At 50.9% G+C, this 15000-nt stretch carries 13 protein-coding genes (1 of these 13 only partly in view); 4 read left to right on the top strand and 9 right to left on the bottom strand.

Translation table 11 applies throughout. The features are described 5' to 3' along the window. From gyrA to abc-f, 3 genes are all read right to left on the bottom strand, one after another. On the bottom strand, positions 1–2352 hold the 5' portion of the coding sequence (gene gyrA / locus NST96_RS00065; protein ID WP_024983197.1) for a DNA gyrase subunit A. Its footprint begins 189 nt before the window's first position; the window shows 2352 of its 2541 coding nt (coding positions 1–2352); the start codon lies at positions 2350–2352; its stop codon lies beyond the left edge, outside the window. Between the two features lie 98 nt (positions 2353–2450). Then, positions 2451–3650 (bottom strand): MFS transporter, encoded by a 1200-nt coding sequence (locus NST96_RS00060; RefSeq protein ID WP_342405130.1) that lies wholly within the window; start codon positions 3648–3650, stop codon positions 2451–2453. A 96-nt stretch (positions 3651–3746) separates the two neighbouring features. Then, the gene (abc-f, locus tag NST96_RS00055; RefSeq protein WP_172920203.1) at positions 3747–5381 is read right to left on the bottom strand and encodes an ABC-F type ribosomal protection protein; all 1635 of its coding nucleotides are present in this window, start codon (positions 5379–5381) and stop codon (positions 3747–3749) included. Between the two features lie 528 nt (positions 5382–5909). On the opposite strand from abc-f, the gene NST96_RS00050 reads away from it, so the two are divergent. The 4 genes from NST96_RS00050 (at position 5910) to arsC (ending at position 8607) form a co-directional block, all read left to right on the top strand. Then, positions 5910–6125 carry a hypothetical protein gene (locus NST96_RS00050; protein WP_342405128.1) on the top strand — a complete coding sequence of 72 codons (216 nt, stop codon included), beginning with the start codon at positions 5910–5912 and terminating at the stop codon, positions 6123–6125. 375 nt (positions 6126–6500) lie between these two features. After that, positions 6501–6824, top strand: a complete 324-nt coding sequence (locus NST96_RS00045; RefSeq protein ID WP_024983200.1) for a metalloregulator ArsR/SmtB family transcription factor — start codon at positions 6501–6503, stop codon at positions 6822–6824. Between the two features lie 18 nt (positions 6825–6842). Next, complete coding sequence (locus NST96_RS00040) at positions 6843–8141, top strand: arsenic transporter (RefSeq protein WP_122958769.1); 1299 nt, start codon at positions 6843–6845, stop codon at positions 8139–8141. A gap of 40 nt (positions 8142–8181) precedes the next feature. Then, the gene (gene arsC, locus NST96_RS00035; RefSeq protein WP_003388873.1) at positions 8182–8607 is read left to right on the top strand and encodes an arsenate reductase (thioredoxin); all 426 of its coding nucleotides are present in this window, start codon (positions 8182–8184) and stop codon (positions 8605–8607) included. Between the two features lie 81 nt (positions 8608–8688). Here the strand turns inward: arsC and gyrB are convergent, their stop codons facing one another. The 6 genes from gyrB to dnaA form a co-directional block, all read right to left on the bottom strand. Next, entirely contained in the window at positions 8689–10617 is a 1929-nt protein-coding gene (gyrB, locus tag NST96_RS00030; protein WP_003388872.1) for a DNA topoisomerase (ATP-hydrolyzing) subunit B, read from the bottom strand. Beyond that, positions 10592–10903, bottom strand: coding sequence for an extracellular matrix/biofilm biosynthesis regulator RemA family protein (locus tag NST96_RS00025; protein WP_003388871.1), 312 nt, complete (start codon positions 10901–10903; stop codon positions 10592–10594). The genes gyrB and NST96_RS00025 overlap by 26 nt, the downstream gene beginning before the upstream one ends. Positions 10904–10914: 11 nt before the next feature. Continuing rightward, positions 10915–12033: a DNA replication/repair protein RecF gene (gene recF, locus NST96_RS00020; protein WP_003388870.1), complete on the bottom strand. Its 1119-nt coding sequence runs from the start codon at positions 12031–12033 to the stop codon at positions 10915–10917. A gap of 16 nt (positions 12034–12049) precedes the next feature. After that, positions 12050–12265 (bottom strand): S4 domain-containing protein YaaA, encoded by a 216-nt coding sequence (yaaA, locus tag NST96_RS00015; protein ID WP_003388869.1) that lies wholly within the window; start codon positions 12263–12265, stop codon positions 12050–12052. Positions 12266–12291: 26 nt separating this feature from the next. After that, positions 12292–13431, bottom strand: a complete 1140-nt coding sequence (dnaN, locus tag NST96_RS00010; protein ID WP_003388868.1) for a DNA polymerase III subunit beta — start codon at positions 13429–13431, stop codon at positions 12292–12294. Between the two features lie 207 nt (positions 13432–13638). Further along, on the bottom strand, positions 13639–15000 hold the full coding sequence (gene dnaA, locus NST96_RS00005; RefSeq protein ID WP_003388867.1) for a chromosomal replication initiator protein DnaA: 1362 nt from the start codon (positions 14998–15000) through the stop codon (positions 13639–13641).

Genomic DNA, 15000 nt, shown 5'->3' with positions numbered 1-15000 from the left:
TTGCGTATAGCGGCCCATGACAGAAATGCCCTTCATTTCCGTGCGGATAATGATCCCCGAGGTGGTGATGATCATCAGATCCTCTTCCGGCTCGACGACTTTCAGGCCAACGACGTGCCCGCTCCGCTCGGTTACATTGTGCGTCTTGATTCCCTTGCCGCCGCGAGACTGAATCCGGTACTCTTCTACCGGGGTCCGCTTTCCGTAGCCATTCGCCGTGACAATCAATACTTCCGCATTCGGCTTGATAACGTCCATATCGATTACGTCATCGTCATCATCAAGCGAAATCCCTTTTACCCCGGTGGCGCTGCGGCCCATCGTCCGTACGTCGCTTTCCTTGAAGCGGACCGACATCCCGTTGCGGGTACCCATGATGATTTCTTGATTGCCGTCTGTGAGGCGCACGGCGATCAGCTCGTCATCCTCGCGAAGATTGACGGCAAACAGACCGCCCCTTCGGATGTTGGCATAAGCTGCCAGCTCGGTCTTTTTGATAATCCCCTTCTTCGTTCCGAAGAACAGGTACCTGTCTTCGCTGAACTCTTTTACCGGGATGACCGCACTGACCCGCTCCCCTTTTTCGATCTGAATCAGGTTGATGATCGGAGTGCCTTTGGCTGTACGGTTGAGATCCGGGATTTCGTAGCCCTTCAACCGGTACACCTTGCCCTTGCTGGTAAAGAACATGATGTGGTCGTGCGAATTCGTGATATACAGATGCTCGACAAAGTCGTTATCCTTGGTGCCGATTCCCTGGATACCGCGACCGCCCCGCTTCTGCGCACGGTAGGTAGTCACCGGCAAACGCTTGATGTACCCATCATGCGTCAGCGTGATCACCACATCCTCTTCCGGAATCAGGTCGGCATCCTCGATGCTTTCCTCGTCAAAGGTAATGACCGTACGGCGCTCGTCGCCAAACTTCTCTTTGATCTCCTCAAGCTCTTCGCGGACAATCGCGTAGATCTTGTTTTCATCGGCGAGAATAGAGCGCAGCTCGGCGATTTTTGCCAGGAGCTCCTGGTATTCGTTCTCGATTTTTTCCCGCTCCAACCCGGTCAAGCGCTGCAGGCGCATGTCCAGAATGGCTTGAGCCTGCTCGTAGCTTAGACCGTAACGGTTCATCAAGCCGTCACGCGCTTCTTCGGTCGTTTGCGAAGAGCGAATCAGACTGATGATCTCATCGATATGATCGAGCGCGATCCGCAAGCCCTCTAAAATATGGGCCCGCGCTTCCGCTTGCTTCAGATCGTACTCGGTCCGTCTGCGGATGATTTCCCGCTGATGCTGGAGATAGTAGTACAGCATATCCCGCAAATTCAGAACGCGGGGACGATTGTCGACCAGAGCCAGCATGTTCACGCCGAAGGTGCTCTGCATCTGCGTATGCTTGAACAGATTGTTCAAGACAACCTTCGGTACCACGTCGCGGCGCAATTCGATCACGATCCGCATACCTTTGCGATCGGACTCGTCACGCAGATCCGTAATGCCCTCCAGTTTCTTTTCGCGAACGAGCTCGGCAATCTTCTCGACGAGCCTTGCCTTATTCACCTGGTAAGGAAGCTCGGTTACGATGATGCGCGGCTTTCCTTTTTCTTCCTCAATCATGGTTTTGGCACGCATGATAATCGAACCGCGGCCAGTTTCATAAGCCCGGCGGATGCCGCTGTAGCCCAAAATTTCACCCGCTGTAGGGAAGTCAGGCCCTTTGATGATCTTCATCAGATCCTGCAGGGTAATATCGGGGTTGTCGATCATGGCAACAACGCCATCGATGACTTCTACCAGGTTATGCGGTGGAATATTGGTCGCCATCCCAACGGCAATACCTGCAGAGCCGTTCACCATCAGGTTGGGAAAACGGGATGGAAGCACGACAGGCTCTTCTTTCCGCCCGTCGTAGTTGGGAGTGAAATTGACTGTTTCTTTATCGATATCTCGCAGCAATTCAAGCGCCAGCTTGGACATGCGGGATTCGGTATAACGCATGGCAGCCGCAGGGTCCCCGTCCACAGAACCGAAGTTGCCCTGTCCCTCAACCAAGAGGTAGCGCATGTTGAAATCCTGAGCCATCCGGACCATTGTTTCATAGATGGCGCTGTCACCGTGAGGATGGTAGTTGGCCATTACTTCACCGACGACGTTTGCCGACTTTCGGAACGCTTTGTCCGGAGTCAATCCCATGTCGTGCATGGCATACAAAATACGCCGGTGAACCGGCTTCAGCCCGTCGCGAACATCTGGCAACGCACGGCTCACAATTACACTCATCGCGTAGCTAATGAACGATTCTTTCATCTCATGACTAATGTCAACTTTAGGAAACCGAGCTGTTTCTTCAGCCATAAAGAGTAAACCTCCAACTGGTTATCGCAATACGTCATTATACCATATTCGGACGGTCCTCGTCCAAAGTCTCGCAAAAAGCGCAACCAGGCTGTTTCTCAAGATGGATGAATGTCGGCTTTCTCCTTGCTCTCCCCCCGTCGCCATACATACACAGAGTAGATCACCAAGAAGAGAATCACGAACAATGTGGAGAAGCGATACATGTGGGCAAAGCCTGTTGTTTTCGCCACCGCGCCCAGCACCATCGCCCCCATCCCGATGCCGAGATCAAAGGCGGAAAAGAAAGTCCCGTTCGCTGCACCGCGTCTGCCCGGCTCTACTCTGTTGATCGTCCATGCCTGCAGCGAAGGATGAACAGCGCCGAAACCGGCACCGAACAAAACGGCTGCAAGCGCCAGCCCGACAGTCGAAGTGCTGAAGGAAAGAACTGCAAGTCCGATGCCCGCGATCAATGCACCGGGAATCAGCACCCAGACGTGTCCCTTTTGGTCAAACAGCTTCCCGGCAAAGGGGCGAACCAGCATCAGGGAAACGGCATTGAACAGGAAAAACAGCCCCACATTGGCGATGTGGACCTCTTGGCCAAACAAGGTGATGAAGCTGACGATACCGCCGTAGGTAACGCCAAACAGCAGGGCTAGCAGAGAGGGGAACAGGGCCTTTTTCTCTACCAATCCGCTCACCGCAGAAGGGGCAGGTGCGGAAGCCGCCGGTTTTTCAGCTTTGATAGGCTCACTGACCTTCACAAACTTGGACATCAGCAGGGCAGCCACCGTAAGCAGCGCGGAGATGGCAAACAACCATCCGTATCCGCTGGATTCAACCAGCCACAGTCCAAACATCGGTCCCAGAGCCATGGCGAGATTGCCGAACATCCCGAAGTACCCCATCCCTTCTCCCCGCCTCTGGGCCGGAATCAGGTCGGATGCGATCGTTCCATAGGTCGTCGTAGCAATGCCCCAGCCGATGCCGTGGATAAATCTGACCACGAGGACAAGAGCTACTGTCGTCATCCAGTAATAGCCGGAGACGGACAGGAAAAAAATCGCCAGTCCCACTATGAGTATGGGCATTCTTCCGATGGAATCGAGCGCTTTTCCAGCGAAGGGACGGATCAGAAGCGCCGAAATGGTAAAAATGCTGATCACCAATCCGACGTCCACCTGGTCACCGCCGCGCTCCGTAACAAAAAGCGGAAGGGTGGGAATCAGCATTTGAAAGGCGATAAACAACAAAAAGTTGGATAGCGCCAGGAGTATAAAGTTTCTCGTCCAAAGGGACTCTGTTTCTGTCATGACTTTCTCCCCTTCCTGCATTGCCGAAACAAACGTAACAAGCACACTTCCTATACATTATGCTTTTAAAAGTTTTTTAATGTCAACATGCAAACTTTACTCACGGTCCAGCTCCCGCAATTGTTTCAAAGTTTCCCGGTAAGCCCTCTCCATTTCCTCCTTCTCGGCTTGTTCCAGCTTTGGCGACGACAGGCGGCCGATCAAATCGGTCAGTCTCGTTTCCAACACCATCCGCTCTTCCTCCCGCCCTCGTTTTGGCTTGTTTTTCCGTTCCAGATATTCTTGATAGGTTCCGGAAAAAAGTGTGAGCTTTTCTTCGTCAAGACAGAGAACAGCATCGGCTAGCCGTTGGATGAATTTGCGGTCGTGGGAGGCGAACAGGATCGTTCCGGGAAACTCCAGCAGGATCCGCTCCAGCTCTTCCTGCGTAGGAATATCGAGAAAGTTGGTTGGCTCATCCAGCAGCAAAACATTGTAGTCGCCGAGGAAGACCTTCGCCAGTGCGGTCTTGACTCGTTCACCACCACTTAAAACCGATACCGTTTTGTGAATTTCATCGTTTGTAAACAACATCCGGGCCAGTGCCGTGCGAATCGTTGTGTCCGAGTGGCGACTGCTTTCCCTGACGTTATTCCAAATGCTCTTGTTCTCATCAAGAATGGATAGGCTCTGGCTGAAGTACCCGACTCTGCTGCTCGGAGATACAGATATTCCGTCCGCCTGGCTGTATATCATGGAGAGGAGCGTCGATTTTCCGCAGCCGTTTCCCCCAATGATGGCTACCTTTTGGCCGGGGCGGACGGAGAAGGAAAGCTGTTCAAACAGCGTTTTCCCTTCTACACGCCTGGTAACCTTCCCGACCTGGATGACCGTTCGTCCATGCTGTTCTCCGTAGTGATTTACATCAAATCTGACGCTAGGCAGCTCCTTCGGCTTTTCCTTTTTTTCCAGCCTGGCCAGACGGCTCTCCATGGCGAGAGCGGCTTTCTCCACCTTTTCCCGTTTGCCATTTGCTTTTCTTTTGTGCAGGCGGGCCTCAGAGTTTCCCATTCGCTTCGGAGCCTTTCTGATCTCGCTGGCCCGTTGCTTTGTCTCCGTAAACGCTTGAGTCAGCCGCTCCTTTTCTTTGCGGTATTCCTCGTACTCAAACCACTCCCGTTCGCGCTTTTTTTCCTTCTGCTCGCGATAGTCGGAGTAATTCCCCTTGTACTCGCTTATCTTGCCGTCTTCCACTTCCCAAATAAGGGTGCATATCGTGTCAAGCAATTCGCGGTCGTGCGAAATCAGGATTACGGCTCCATCGTAAGCGAGCAAGGACTCCTCAAGCTGGCGAATCCCGGTCATGTCGAGATGGCTCGTCGGTTCATCCGCAAAAAGAAGCGGAGCTTGCTGTTCCAATGCAGCGGCAATTTTTAGCCGAACCGTCTCGCCCCCGCTCATTTGCGAATGAATATGAGAGATGCCCCACATGCGTCTGGCGTGCCCGGTTGTTTCCGCCGCTTCTTCCCCCTGATCGATCTGCTGAATCAAGGCGGTCGAGCCGTACCAGTTGACTTGGCCTGCATCCGGCTGCGTAAGCCCTGCAAGCACATGCATCAACGTGCTTTTTCCGACGCCGTTTTGACCGACGATGCCGATCCTGTCTCCGTAGAATACCTCCAGTTTTTTTGCTTCAAAAATCACTCTGTCGCCAAAGCTTTTTTCAATCTGACGCGCTTCCAGCAGTAGCATAAAAAAATTCCTCCTTTGCTGCCTTTGGATTGGTTCCTGCCTGGTTGGAAAGCAAGACTTTCTTCCGAACCAGGCAAACAAAAAAGAGACGCCGAAACATACCGACGTCTCCTCTGGGAAAAACGAACGCCGCCGCTTGCGCTCGCCTCTTTCATGCAGCTATAAAAAAGAGCGCTCGCAATACGGCGCTCCGTTTTTTCCAATACAAACGCTCCCGTCATGCCGGAAGCCCGCTCCAGATGACTGGAAATAGAAAAAAGGCACCGGCATATCGGTACCTTTCGTATCGCGTTTGTCTGCCGCGTTGCAAGCATGGCAAAAAGCAAGGTTATAGAGCACCCGATATGTTTTCGTTACTATGCAGTTGAGCTGTATTCGTAACGAAAACTACTTTCAATGGACTGCCCTCCGGTTCTGACCACAGTAATGAATACCTTACTTTATCAGTATAGCTTACATCTTTCCCCAAAACAAGAAAAGACAAGCATCTATTGCTTATTTTTTGCAAAAGCAGGGACGCTCCCGTAGGTGAAGAGCCGCCACAGCCATTCCATCGGCCCCATCGCAAACCGGGCCATCCGCCAGCAGCTTTCGGTCGGTTGCACGAATATGCTCGATGTAGATGGCGATGCAATTCAACATGGTTTGTACGTATCCGACTTTGGACTGAAGAGCAAACAGATTGGCAATGGCCACAATGAGCGCCGTTCCTTACGCCTCATGCGAGCAGTTATCACAGCTTGACGATTCCTTCGAGACTGCTGTTTTGAATCGTAGATTTGGCGTCTACCACTAATCGGATGGCTATGAGAACCATATGAATAACCCGTTTCATAAAATGTTCTCCCCTTTCTTGCTGTCGTTTCTGACTTCATTGTAAGGGGAACGGGAAAGGGCCGCTATCGAATTGTCTTTCAGATTGCTTACATTGTCGTAAGGCAGAAAAACGGTGTAGGATCATGACATTTTTGCTGTCAAAGAGGAAATACACTGCTCAAGCTAAAGAAAACAGCTTCTCTTGGCCAAACAATTTTCCTGCAAAGAACACAACAAATAAATATTGAAATAACCATATGATTATATTAGTATCTGAATCAGAAGAGGTATTGGAGGAGAATGATGGACACGAAACAGGTAGTAGCCATGTTAAAGGCTTTAGCAGACCCTACAAGGCTAAAAATTATTGCCTTATTGCAAACTCGCAGCTGCTGCGTATGTGAGCTTGTACCGATCTTTGGCATATCCCAACCAGCGATTTCCAAGCACATGAGCCGCCTGAAAAGTGTGGACCTTGTCATCGAGTCAAGAAAAGGCCAATGGGTATTTTACACTCTCAATAAAGCACGCCTGGAACAAGTAGCGCATGCACTCGGTAACCTGCCTGATTACTCCGAAGAATTTTCAAAGTTGGAGCAGCAGGGGTTATTGGTTACCTGTGAATAGGAAGGACTGAATTAAATCATGTTCGCTATCTGGAGTGCCTTTCTGATTTTTGCTTTGACATTAATTTTTGTAATTTGGCAGCCAAAGGGGCTTAACATTGGCTGGTCTGCTGCCGGAGGAGCCCTCCTGGCCTTGCTGTGCGGCGTTGTCAGCTTTGCGGATGTTGTCGCCGTCACCGGTATCGTGTGGAATGCCACATTGGCCTTTGTAGCCATTATTTTCATATCGCTGCTCCTGGATGAAATCGGCTTCTTTGAGTGGTCCGCTCTGCATATGGCCCGTCTGGCAAAAGGGAACGGGCGACTCATGTTCATCTATGTCGTGTTGCTCGGAGCCGCAGTAGCCGCTTTCTTTGCCAATGACGGAGCTGCTCTCATTTTGACCCCCATTGTTCTGGCGCAAGTCAGAGCATTGAAGTTTCCTGACAAGATGGTCCTGCCCTTTGTCATGGCTAGCGGTTTTATCGCAGATACGACATCTCTGCCGCTGATCGTCAGCAACCTGGTTAACATTGTATCTGCCGACTACTTTGACATCGGTTTTGTCGAATACGCTTCCCGTATGATCATTCCGAATTTCTTTGCCCTTGGAGCCAGCTTGCTTGTCTTGTATTGGTATTTCAAAAAAGATATTCCCCGACAATACGATTCGTCACAACTGAAAAAGCCGCATGAAGCCATAAGAGACAAACGGCTGTTCCGGCTATCCTGGGTGATTTTAACGCTTTTGCTCGTTGGTTACTTGATGAACGAGCTTCTGGCTGTTCCCGTATCGATTACAGCAGGACTTGCAGCCGTGATCTTTCTCCTGATCTCACGAAGAAGTAAAGTCATCGCCACCAAACGAATCATAAAAGAGGCTCCCTGGTCGATTGTCATTTTCTCAATCGGGATGTATGTCGTCGTGTATGGGTTGCGTAATGCGGGATTGACTGACATGCTCAGCGATGTCATCCAGAAAATCTCTGATCAAGGGCTCCTGGCTGCCACAATCGGCATGGGCTTTTTATCTGCCTTCCTGTCTTCGATCATGAACAACATGCCTACTGTCATGATCGATGCTCTCGCTATTCAGGGGACGCAAACATCCGGGATAATTCGGGAAGCACTGGTGTACGCAAACGTAATTGGTTCCGACCTCGGTCCAAAGATTACGCCGATCGGTTCGCTCGCCACTTTGCTCTGGCTCCACGTGCTTTCCCGGAAAGGAGTTGCGATCAGTTGGGGGCAGTATTTCAAAACCGGGATTGTCTTGACGATTCCCACATTGTTCATCACACTGCTGGGCTTGTATCTATGGCTGCAGATCATTTCGTAATGAAAACCAACTTTTCATCCATGAAAGGAATGGCGATGTCATGCAGAAAAAACCGTTGATTTACTTCCTTTGCACGGGAAATTCTTGCCGCAGCCAAATGGCTGAAGGCTTTATGAGATCACTTGGCGGAGACCGTTATGAGGTAAAAAGCGCAGGTCTGGAAGCCCATGGACTAAACCCGCTTGCGGTACGTGTAATGAAAGAAGACAATGTAGATATTCGTTCGCATACGTCCGATGTGATTGATCCCGATACGCTTGCCCGCGCCGACTACGTGATTACGCTTTGCGGCCATGCCGATGAGCATTGCCCGGCGGTTCCCGGCAATAGCGCAGTAAAATGGCATTGGGGCTTTGATGATCCGGCTAAAGCCAGCGGCACGGAAGAAGATATAATCAATCGTTTCCGCGTTGTACGTGATTCTATTAAAAGTCGGATTGAACAGTTTTTGAAGGAAGGCAAATAACGAAAGCATAACAAAAAGCTTGCCCCCGAGAGGACAAGCTTTTCTTAATTCTCTTCCAGACAGTTTTGAGAGAAAGTATTCCTAAATATCCAAATCCCGCACATTCGCCGCATACTGTTCAATAAATTCGCGACGCGGCTCTACTTCGTCGCCCATCAGCGTCTGGAACACCAGATCGGCCTCCATCGCATCATCCAGGTCTACTTGCAGCAGGGTGCGAACTGCAGGGTCCATGGTTGTTTCCCACAGTTGCTCTGCGTTCATCTCACCCAATCCTTTGTAGCGCTGAATGTTTGGCTTAGGCGTAGTTTTCAGCGAAGCGAGGATTTCATCACGCTGTTGATCTGTATAGGCATAGTGAATTTGTTTACCCTGCTTGATGCTGTAGAGCGGCGGCTGAGCGATGTAAATATAGCCGGACTCGATCAATTGCCGCATGTAACGGTAGAAGAACGTCAAGAGCAGTGTCCGAATATGGGAACCGTCGACGTCGGCATCCGTCATGATGACCACTTTGTGATAGCGCGCTTTGGAAATGTCAAAGTCTTCACCTACACCCGTTCCGAGCGCAGTGATGATCGTCCGGATCTCATTGTTTCCGAGAATTTTGTCCAGACGGGCTTTCTCTACGTTCAAAACCTTACCGCGCAGCGGCAGAATGGCCTGAAAATGACGGTCCCGCCCCATTTTGGCAGAGCCGCCCGCGGAGTCACCCTCAACGATAAACAGCTCGGACTCGGAAGCATCCTTGGACGAACAGTCGGCCAATTTACCCGGCAATGCGCTCACTTCCAGCGCGCTCTTGCGCCGGGTCAGCTCGCGTGCTTTCCGTGCTGCTTCACGCGCACGCGCAGCCATCAGAGCCTTTTCCACGACCTTCTTGGCGACGCCTGGGTTCTCCTCCATGAAGGTGCTGAACCGATCGCCAAAGACCGACTCGGTAATACTGCGGGCCTCTGAGTTGCCCAGCTTCGTCTTCGTCTGACCCTCGAACTGCGGCTCGGGAATTTTCACCGAAATAATCGCGGTAATCCCCTCGCGCACGTCGTCGCCAGACAGGTTCGGATCTTTTTCCTTCAGGAAGTTGAACTTCCGGCTGTAATCATTGATCACGCGGGTGAGCGCAGTCTTGAAGCCGGATTCATGGGTTCCGCCCTCATGCGTATTGATATTGTTGGCAAAGGAGTAGATGTTGCTGACATAGCTGTCGTTGTACTGCAGGGCGACCTCTACCACCAGGCCATCCTTCTCTCCCTCGCAGTAAATCACTTCCTCGTGCAGAGGTTCCCGGTTTTTATTCAGGTACTCCACAAACTGGATAATGCCGCCCTCATAGTGGAACGTTTCTTCTTTTTCCCGCTCCGGACGCAGGTCCTTCAGCGTAATTTTCAGTCCTTTGTTCAGGAAGGCGAGCTCGCGAATCCGCTTTTGCAGCACTTCGTACTCGTATTCGGTCGTTTCGGTAAAAATCGTCGGGTCGGCCTTGAAGGTCACCTTTGTCCCGGTCTCTTCGGTCTCTCCGACCACGGCCAGATCGGCCTCGGGAACCCCTACATTGAACCGCATGAAATGAATTTTGCCGTTCTGCTTTACCTCTACTTCCATCCACTCGGAAAGAGCGTTCACGACGGAGCTGCCGACACCGTGCAGACCGCCGGATACTTTGTACCCGCCGCCGCCGAACTTACCGCCGGCGTGAAGAACCGTCAAAACCGTCTCTACCGTTGATTTCCCCGTCTTCTCATGAATGCCCGTAGGAATCCCGCGGCCGTTATCCGTTACAGAGACGGAATTATCAGGATGGATCTCGACGAGAATGCTGTCGCAATACCCGGCAAGCGCCTCGTCAATGGCGTTGTCCACAATCTCCCATACGAGGTGGTGCAGCCCGCGGCTGCTGGTAGAGCCGATATACATCCCCGGACGCTTCCGAACAGCTTCCAAGCCTTCCAAAACCTGAATCTGACTGGCATCATAGTTTGTATTATCTTTCGTCGTCACTTGATCCACTACTAGTCAACTCCTCCACTTCAGCTTGTACAAAGGAAACCTGATCCAAGCTGTCCACGAACTGAGCGCGTCGCTTCAGCGTCAGGGAAGAAATAGGCGAACAATAAATGGCATCTGTGGTAATGACGTATGATTTCGTCTCTTCTTGGTCTGAGTCAACGACCATCTTCTTTTTCTCTTGCAAAAACGCCTTGTTGTTCTTAGACGATTTTACAGTCTGATGATCCAAGATTGAGATGACATCCTTGGTGCTCACAACAGTATCTCCACCAATGTGTATAAACATGCCTGTTCCCTCTACCTTTCCCCGGAGATTTCCCCTTCCCGCACATAAAAACGAGAGGCTTGCTGGAGAACCTGATGTTTTAAGCCTTCCACACCTGTGGTGCTTACAAACGTCTGAACCCGATCTTGAATGGTTTCCAACAGCAAGGTTTGCCGATGTTCATCCAATTCGGAGAGCACATCGTCCAGCAAGAGGACCGGATACTCTCCCACTTCTTCCTTGATCAATTCGATTTCGGCCAATTTAATAGACAGCGCACTCGTACGCTGCTGTCCTTGGGAGCCGTATGTTTGCACATCCATGTCGTTTACTTTCAAGGTAAAATCGTCCCGGTGCGGGCCAATCATCGTGCTTCCCCGCGCCAGTTCCCGGTCAAAGACCTCTTCATAAGCTGCCAATAGCATATCCACCGCCTGTTCTGGAGTTTGCTCCTCCGTGACTGGCGAAGAATTTACGTAGTGCAGCGAGAGGATCTCTCTTTTGCCGGTAATGCCGCTGTGAATGTCTTTGGCCCACGCTTCCAGCTTGCGGAGAAACTCAAAACGCTTCCGCAACAATTTTACCGCTAATTCGGCCAATTGAATATTCCAAATCCCCAGCATCTCCTTGGACCGGCTTTTTTTCATCGCCATGTCCTTCAACAGTTGATTGCGCTGGGCCAATACTTTGTTGTAATTGCTCAAATAATACAGATACGTCGGAGACACCTGGCCGATTTCCATATCGATAAATCGGCGTCGCTGGGCAGGCGCTCCCTTGACGATCGCCAAATCCTCGGGAGCAAACATGACCACATTCAGGGCTCCAACGTATGCACTCAGCTTTTGCTGCTCCATCCCATTAATTTTGGCCCTCTTTCCCTTTCCCGTCAACTGCAGTTCCAAGCGAACCGATCCGTAGCGACGCTCGACATCACTACGGATCGATGCAAAATCGGCTCCCCAGCCAATCAGTTCCTTGTCTCTGGGGGTGCGGTGCGACTTGGCCAGAGCCAGTACGTAGATAGACTCCAGTACATTGGTCTTGCCCTGCGCATTGTTGCCGATAAACAGCTGGATGGGACTGTCAAAGGAAAGAGAGAGCTGCCCGTAATTGCGAAAATGGGTAAGCGAAAGGTTCTTGATAAACAAGAATAGCGCTCTCCTCTCAGCGGCGAGTCACTTTGTAGCGGCCGTGTCCCTCGACGTCAATTTCGTCTCCGGGATAGAGCTTTCGGCCGCGACGATTTTCTTCTTCGCCGTTTACCTGAATGGGAACCTCTGCTAGAAACGCTTTCGCCATTCCTCCGGTATCAATGAGATCGGCCAGCTTGAGAAACTGGCCAAGAGCAATGTATTCAGTCTGAATGGAAACCTCACGCATGGATAGGCCTCCTTTCTGTTTGGCTGCTAGTAGGTTCGAACCGGCAGGATGAGGTGCAGCGTCCATTCGTGATCTGTCGGGCGAAGGACAAACGGGCTCATCGGACCGGTAAAGCATGCTTTGATCTCGCTGCTGTCGATAGAACGAAGCGCATCGATCATGTACTTGGCATTGAACGATATTTTCAGCTCTTCGCCATCCATCGCTTTTGGCATGACGATCTCCGTCACCTTGCCGATTTCCGGAGCGTTGGACGTAATTTCCACGCTGCCGTCAGGAAGTGTAACGAGGCGAACCACGTTGGACTTTCCTTCGCGGCTGAGCAAGGAAGCGCGTTCAATCGACTGCAGGAATTCTTTTGTGCTCACGGTAACTTCCGTCTTGCTGCTTTGCGGAATGATGCGGGCCGTATCCGGATAGGTCCCTTCCAGCAGACGGGAGTAAAACAGGATATGCTTTGATTTTACCAGTATCTGGTTGTCCGACACAACGATATCCACAGGATTCTGGTCCTCATCCAATATCTTTACCAATTCGTTGCAGCTTTTTCCCGGAACGACCACATTGGTAAAGGAAAGCTCCTCTGGACATTCTACCATAGCTGTGCGGCTGGCGAGTCGGTGGCTGTCCGTTGCCACAAATTTCAGCTGTCCTCCATCCAAAGACCACATCAGGCCAGTGAGGATCGGACGCATTTCCGATGTAGACACGGCAAAAACCGTTTGCCGGATCATCGATTTCAACAAATCGCCGGGAACGCTGAATACTTTATCTTCTTCCAGTTGCGGCAATTGCGGAAACTCGTTTGCATCCATGCCGTTAATCGTAAATTCAGCTTGTCCGGAACGAATCTGGGTCACGAGTCTATCATCTACCTGGATCTGAATCTCGCTGTTTGGCAGCTTGCGGACAATTTCACTAAAAATACGAGCTGTCAGAACAATGCTGCCTGGCTGATGAACGGTGACTCCCCACTCATCTGCTTCTTCGGTCGGAATCAAAACCTCGATGGATACATCAGAGTCGCTGGCAGTCAGCGTCAGTCCCTCCTGATCCGCTTTCATTTTGATCCCTGTCAAGATCGGAATAGTCGTTCTGCTGGAAACCGCCTTGCTGACGTGCGAAACGGCATTGGACAGTTTGTCGCGTTGAACGGTAATGTGCATCAACGTGAACCTCCCTTGTTCGTTCCATCTGTGTAATAAGCCTCAGGCATATTTGCCGGCGCCTATTCATATATCTATTAGGATAAATCTTTTAACAGAAGTAGTAATAGGGCTTGTGGATTTGTGGATATCTATGAATAGCGACGTAAAAGATAGCCTATACACATGTGGGTAAGTTGTGTATAGGCTTTTCGTGTTATTCACAGGTTAATGGTTTGCTTTCAATTTTTCAATCAAAGACTGAATCGTTACTTGCATCTGCGGATCGGTCGCCAGTGCCCGCGAGATTTTCTCATGGGCGTGGATGACGGTCGTATGGTCGCGGCCGCCAAATTCGTCGCCGATCTTCGGCAAGGAAGCGTCCGTCAGCTCGCGGGACAAATACATCGCGATCTGCCGCGGAAATGCCACAGACTTGGTGCGTTTTTTGGCCTTGAAATCTTCCAACTTGAGATTGAACTCTTCCCCGACGGCACGTTGAATGTCGATGATGGTGATGACTCGCGGACGGGAAGACGGAATGATGTCTTTGAGCGCTTCCGCCGCCAATTGTGTATCGATATCGCGATTGATCAGGGACGAATAGGCGACTACGCGGATGAGTGCACCTTCCAATTCGCGAATGTTGCTGTCGATTTGATTGGCGATGTAAATCATCACTTCATTGGGAATGTCGAGGTTTTCGGCTTTTGCCTTCTTTCTGAGAATGGCAATCCTCGTCTCCAGATCAGGCGGCTGGATATCGGTAATCAAGCCCCACTCGAACCGGGAGCGGAGGCGATCCTCCAGAGTCGGAATCTCCTTGGGGGGACGGTCGGAGGAAATGACGATTTGCTTGCTTTCCTCGTGCAGCGCATTGAAGGTATGGAAGAACTCCTCCTGCGTCTGTTCCTTGCCCGCCAAAAATTGAATATCGTCGATCAAAAGCACATCTACACTTCGATATTTATTGCGAAACTCTACCGTTTTGTTGTCCCGGATCGAGTTGATAAATTCGTTGGTAAACTTTTCAGACGACAAATAAACGACTTTCGCAGAGGGATTATGCTGAATCACATAATGGCCGATCGCATGCATCAAGTGGGTCTTGCCGAGTCCAACTCCTCCGTAAATAAACAATGGATTGTACGCTTTCGCAGGCGCTTCCGCCACAGCAAGAGAAGCCGCATGTGCAAAGCGGTTTCCTGAACCGATCACGAATGTGTCAAAGGTGTATTTCGGGTTCAGTATGCTCGGGGGCTGGTCGTCACCATTGCTGGGAGGTGCAGATACCTTTACGCGGGGAGCCGGCTGTTCATCGGCGAAAGCGGCATCGGGATTTTGCATGGCTACGAATTTTACCTTCATATTGACGCCTGTTACCTCATAGAGTGTATCAGTGATCAATTGAGAGTAACGGGTTTCCAGCCAATCGCGGGCAAAGTCGTTGGGTGCGACGACAATCAGCGCATCCTCTTCCAATGTGGTCGCCTTGGTCGCCTTCAGCCAGGTATCGAAGCTTGGTTTACTGAGCGATTTTTCTATCTTGGCAAGTACTTTGCGCCAAAGCTCGCTAATCGCTGCATCCAA

It is taken from the genome of Brevibacillus sp. FSL K6-2834, assembly GCF_038592925.1.
Taxonomy (GTDB): domain Bacteria; phylum Bacillota; class Bacilli; order Brevibacillales; family Brevibacillaceae; genus Brevibacillus; species Brevibacillus borstelensis.
This window is presented reverse-complemented; position numbering and strand designations above follow the sequence as displayed.

Excerpts from the sequence above, each read along its gene's own strand:
- NST96_RS00045 (WP_024983200.1), top strand. The coding sequence starts at position 6,501 with ATGGACACGAAACAGGTAGTAGCCATGTTAAAGGCTTTAGCAGACCCT.
- yaaA (WP_003388869.1), bottom strand. The coding sequence starts at position 12,265 with ATGCGTGAGGTTTCCATTCAGACTGAATACATTGCTCTTGGCCAGTTT.
- NST96_RS00025 (WP_003388871.1), bottom strand. The coding sequence starts at position 10,903 with ATGTTTATACACATTGGTGGAGATACTGTTGTGAGCACCAAGGATGTC.
- NST96_RS00040 (WP_122958769.1), top strand. The coding sequence starts at position 6,843 with ATGTTCGCTATCTGGAGTGCCTTTCTGATTTTTGCTTTGACATTAATT.
- dnaN (WP_003388868.1), bottom strand. The coding sequence starts at position 13,431 with ATGCACATTACCGTTCAACGCGACAAACTGTCCAATGCCGTTTCGCAC.
- abc-f (WP_172920203.1), bottom strand. The coding sequence starts at position 5,381 with ATGCTACTGCTGGAAGCGCGTCAGATTGAAAAAAGCTTTGGCGACAGA.
- NST96_RS00060 (WP_342405130.1), bottom strand. The coding sequence starts at position 3,650 with ATGACAGAAACAGAGTCCCTTTGGACGAGAAACTTTATACTCCTGGCG.
- arsC (WP_003388873.1), top strand. The coding sequence starts at position 8,182 with ATGCAGAAAAAACCGTTGATTTACTTCCTTTGCACGGGAAATTCTTGC.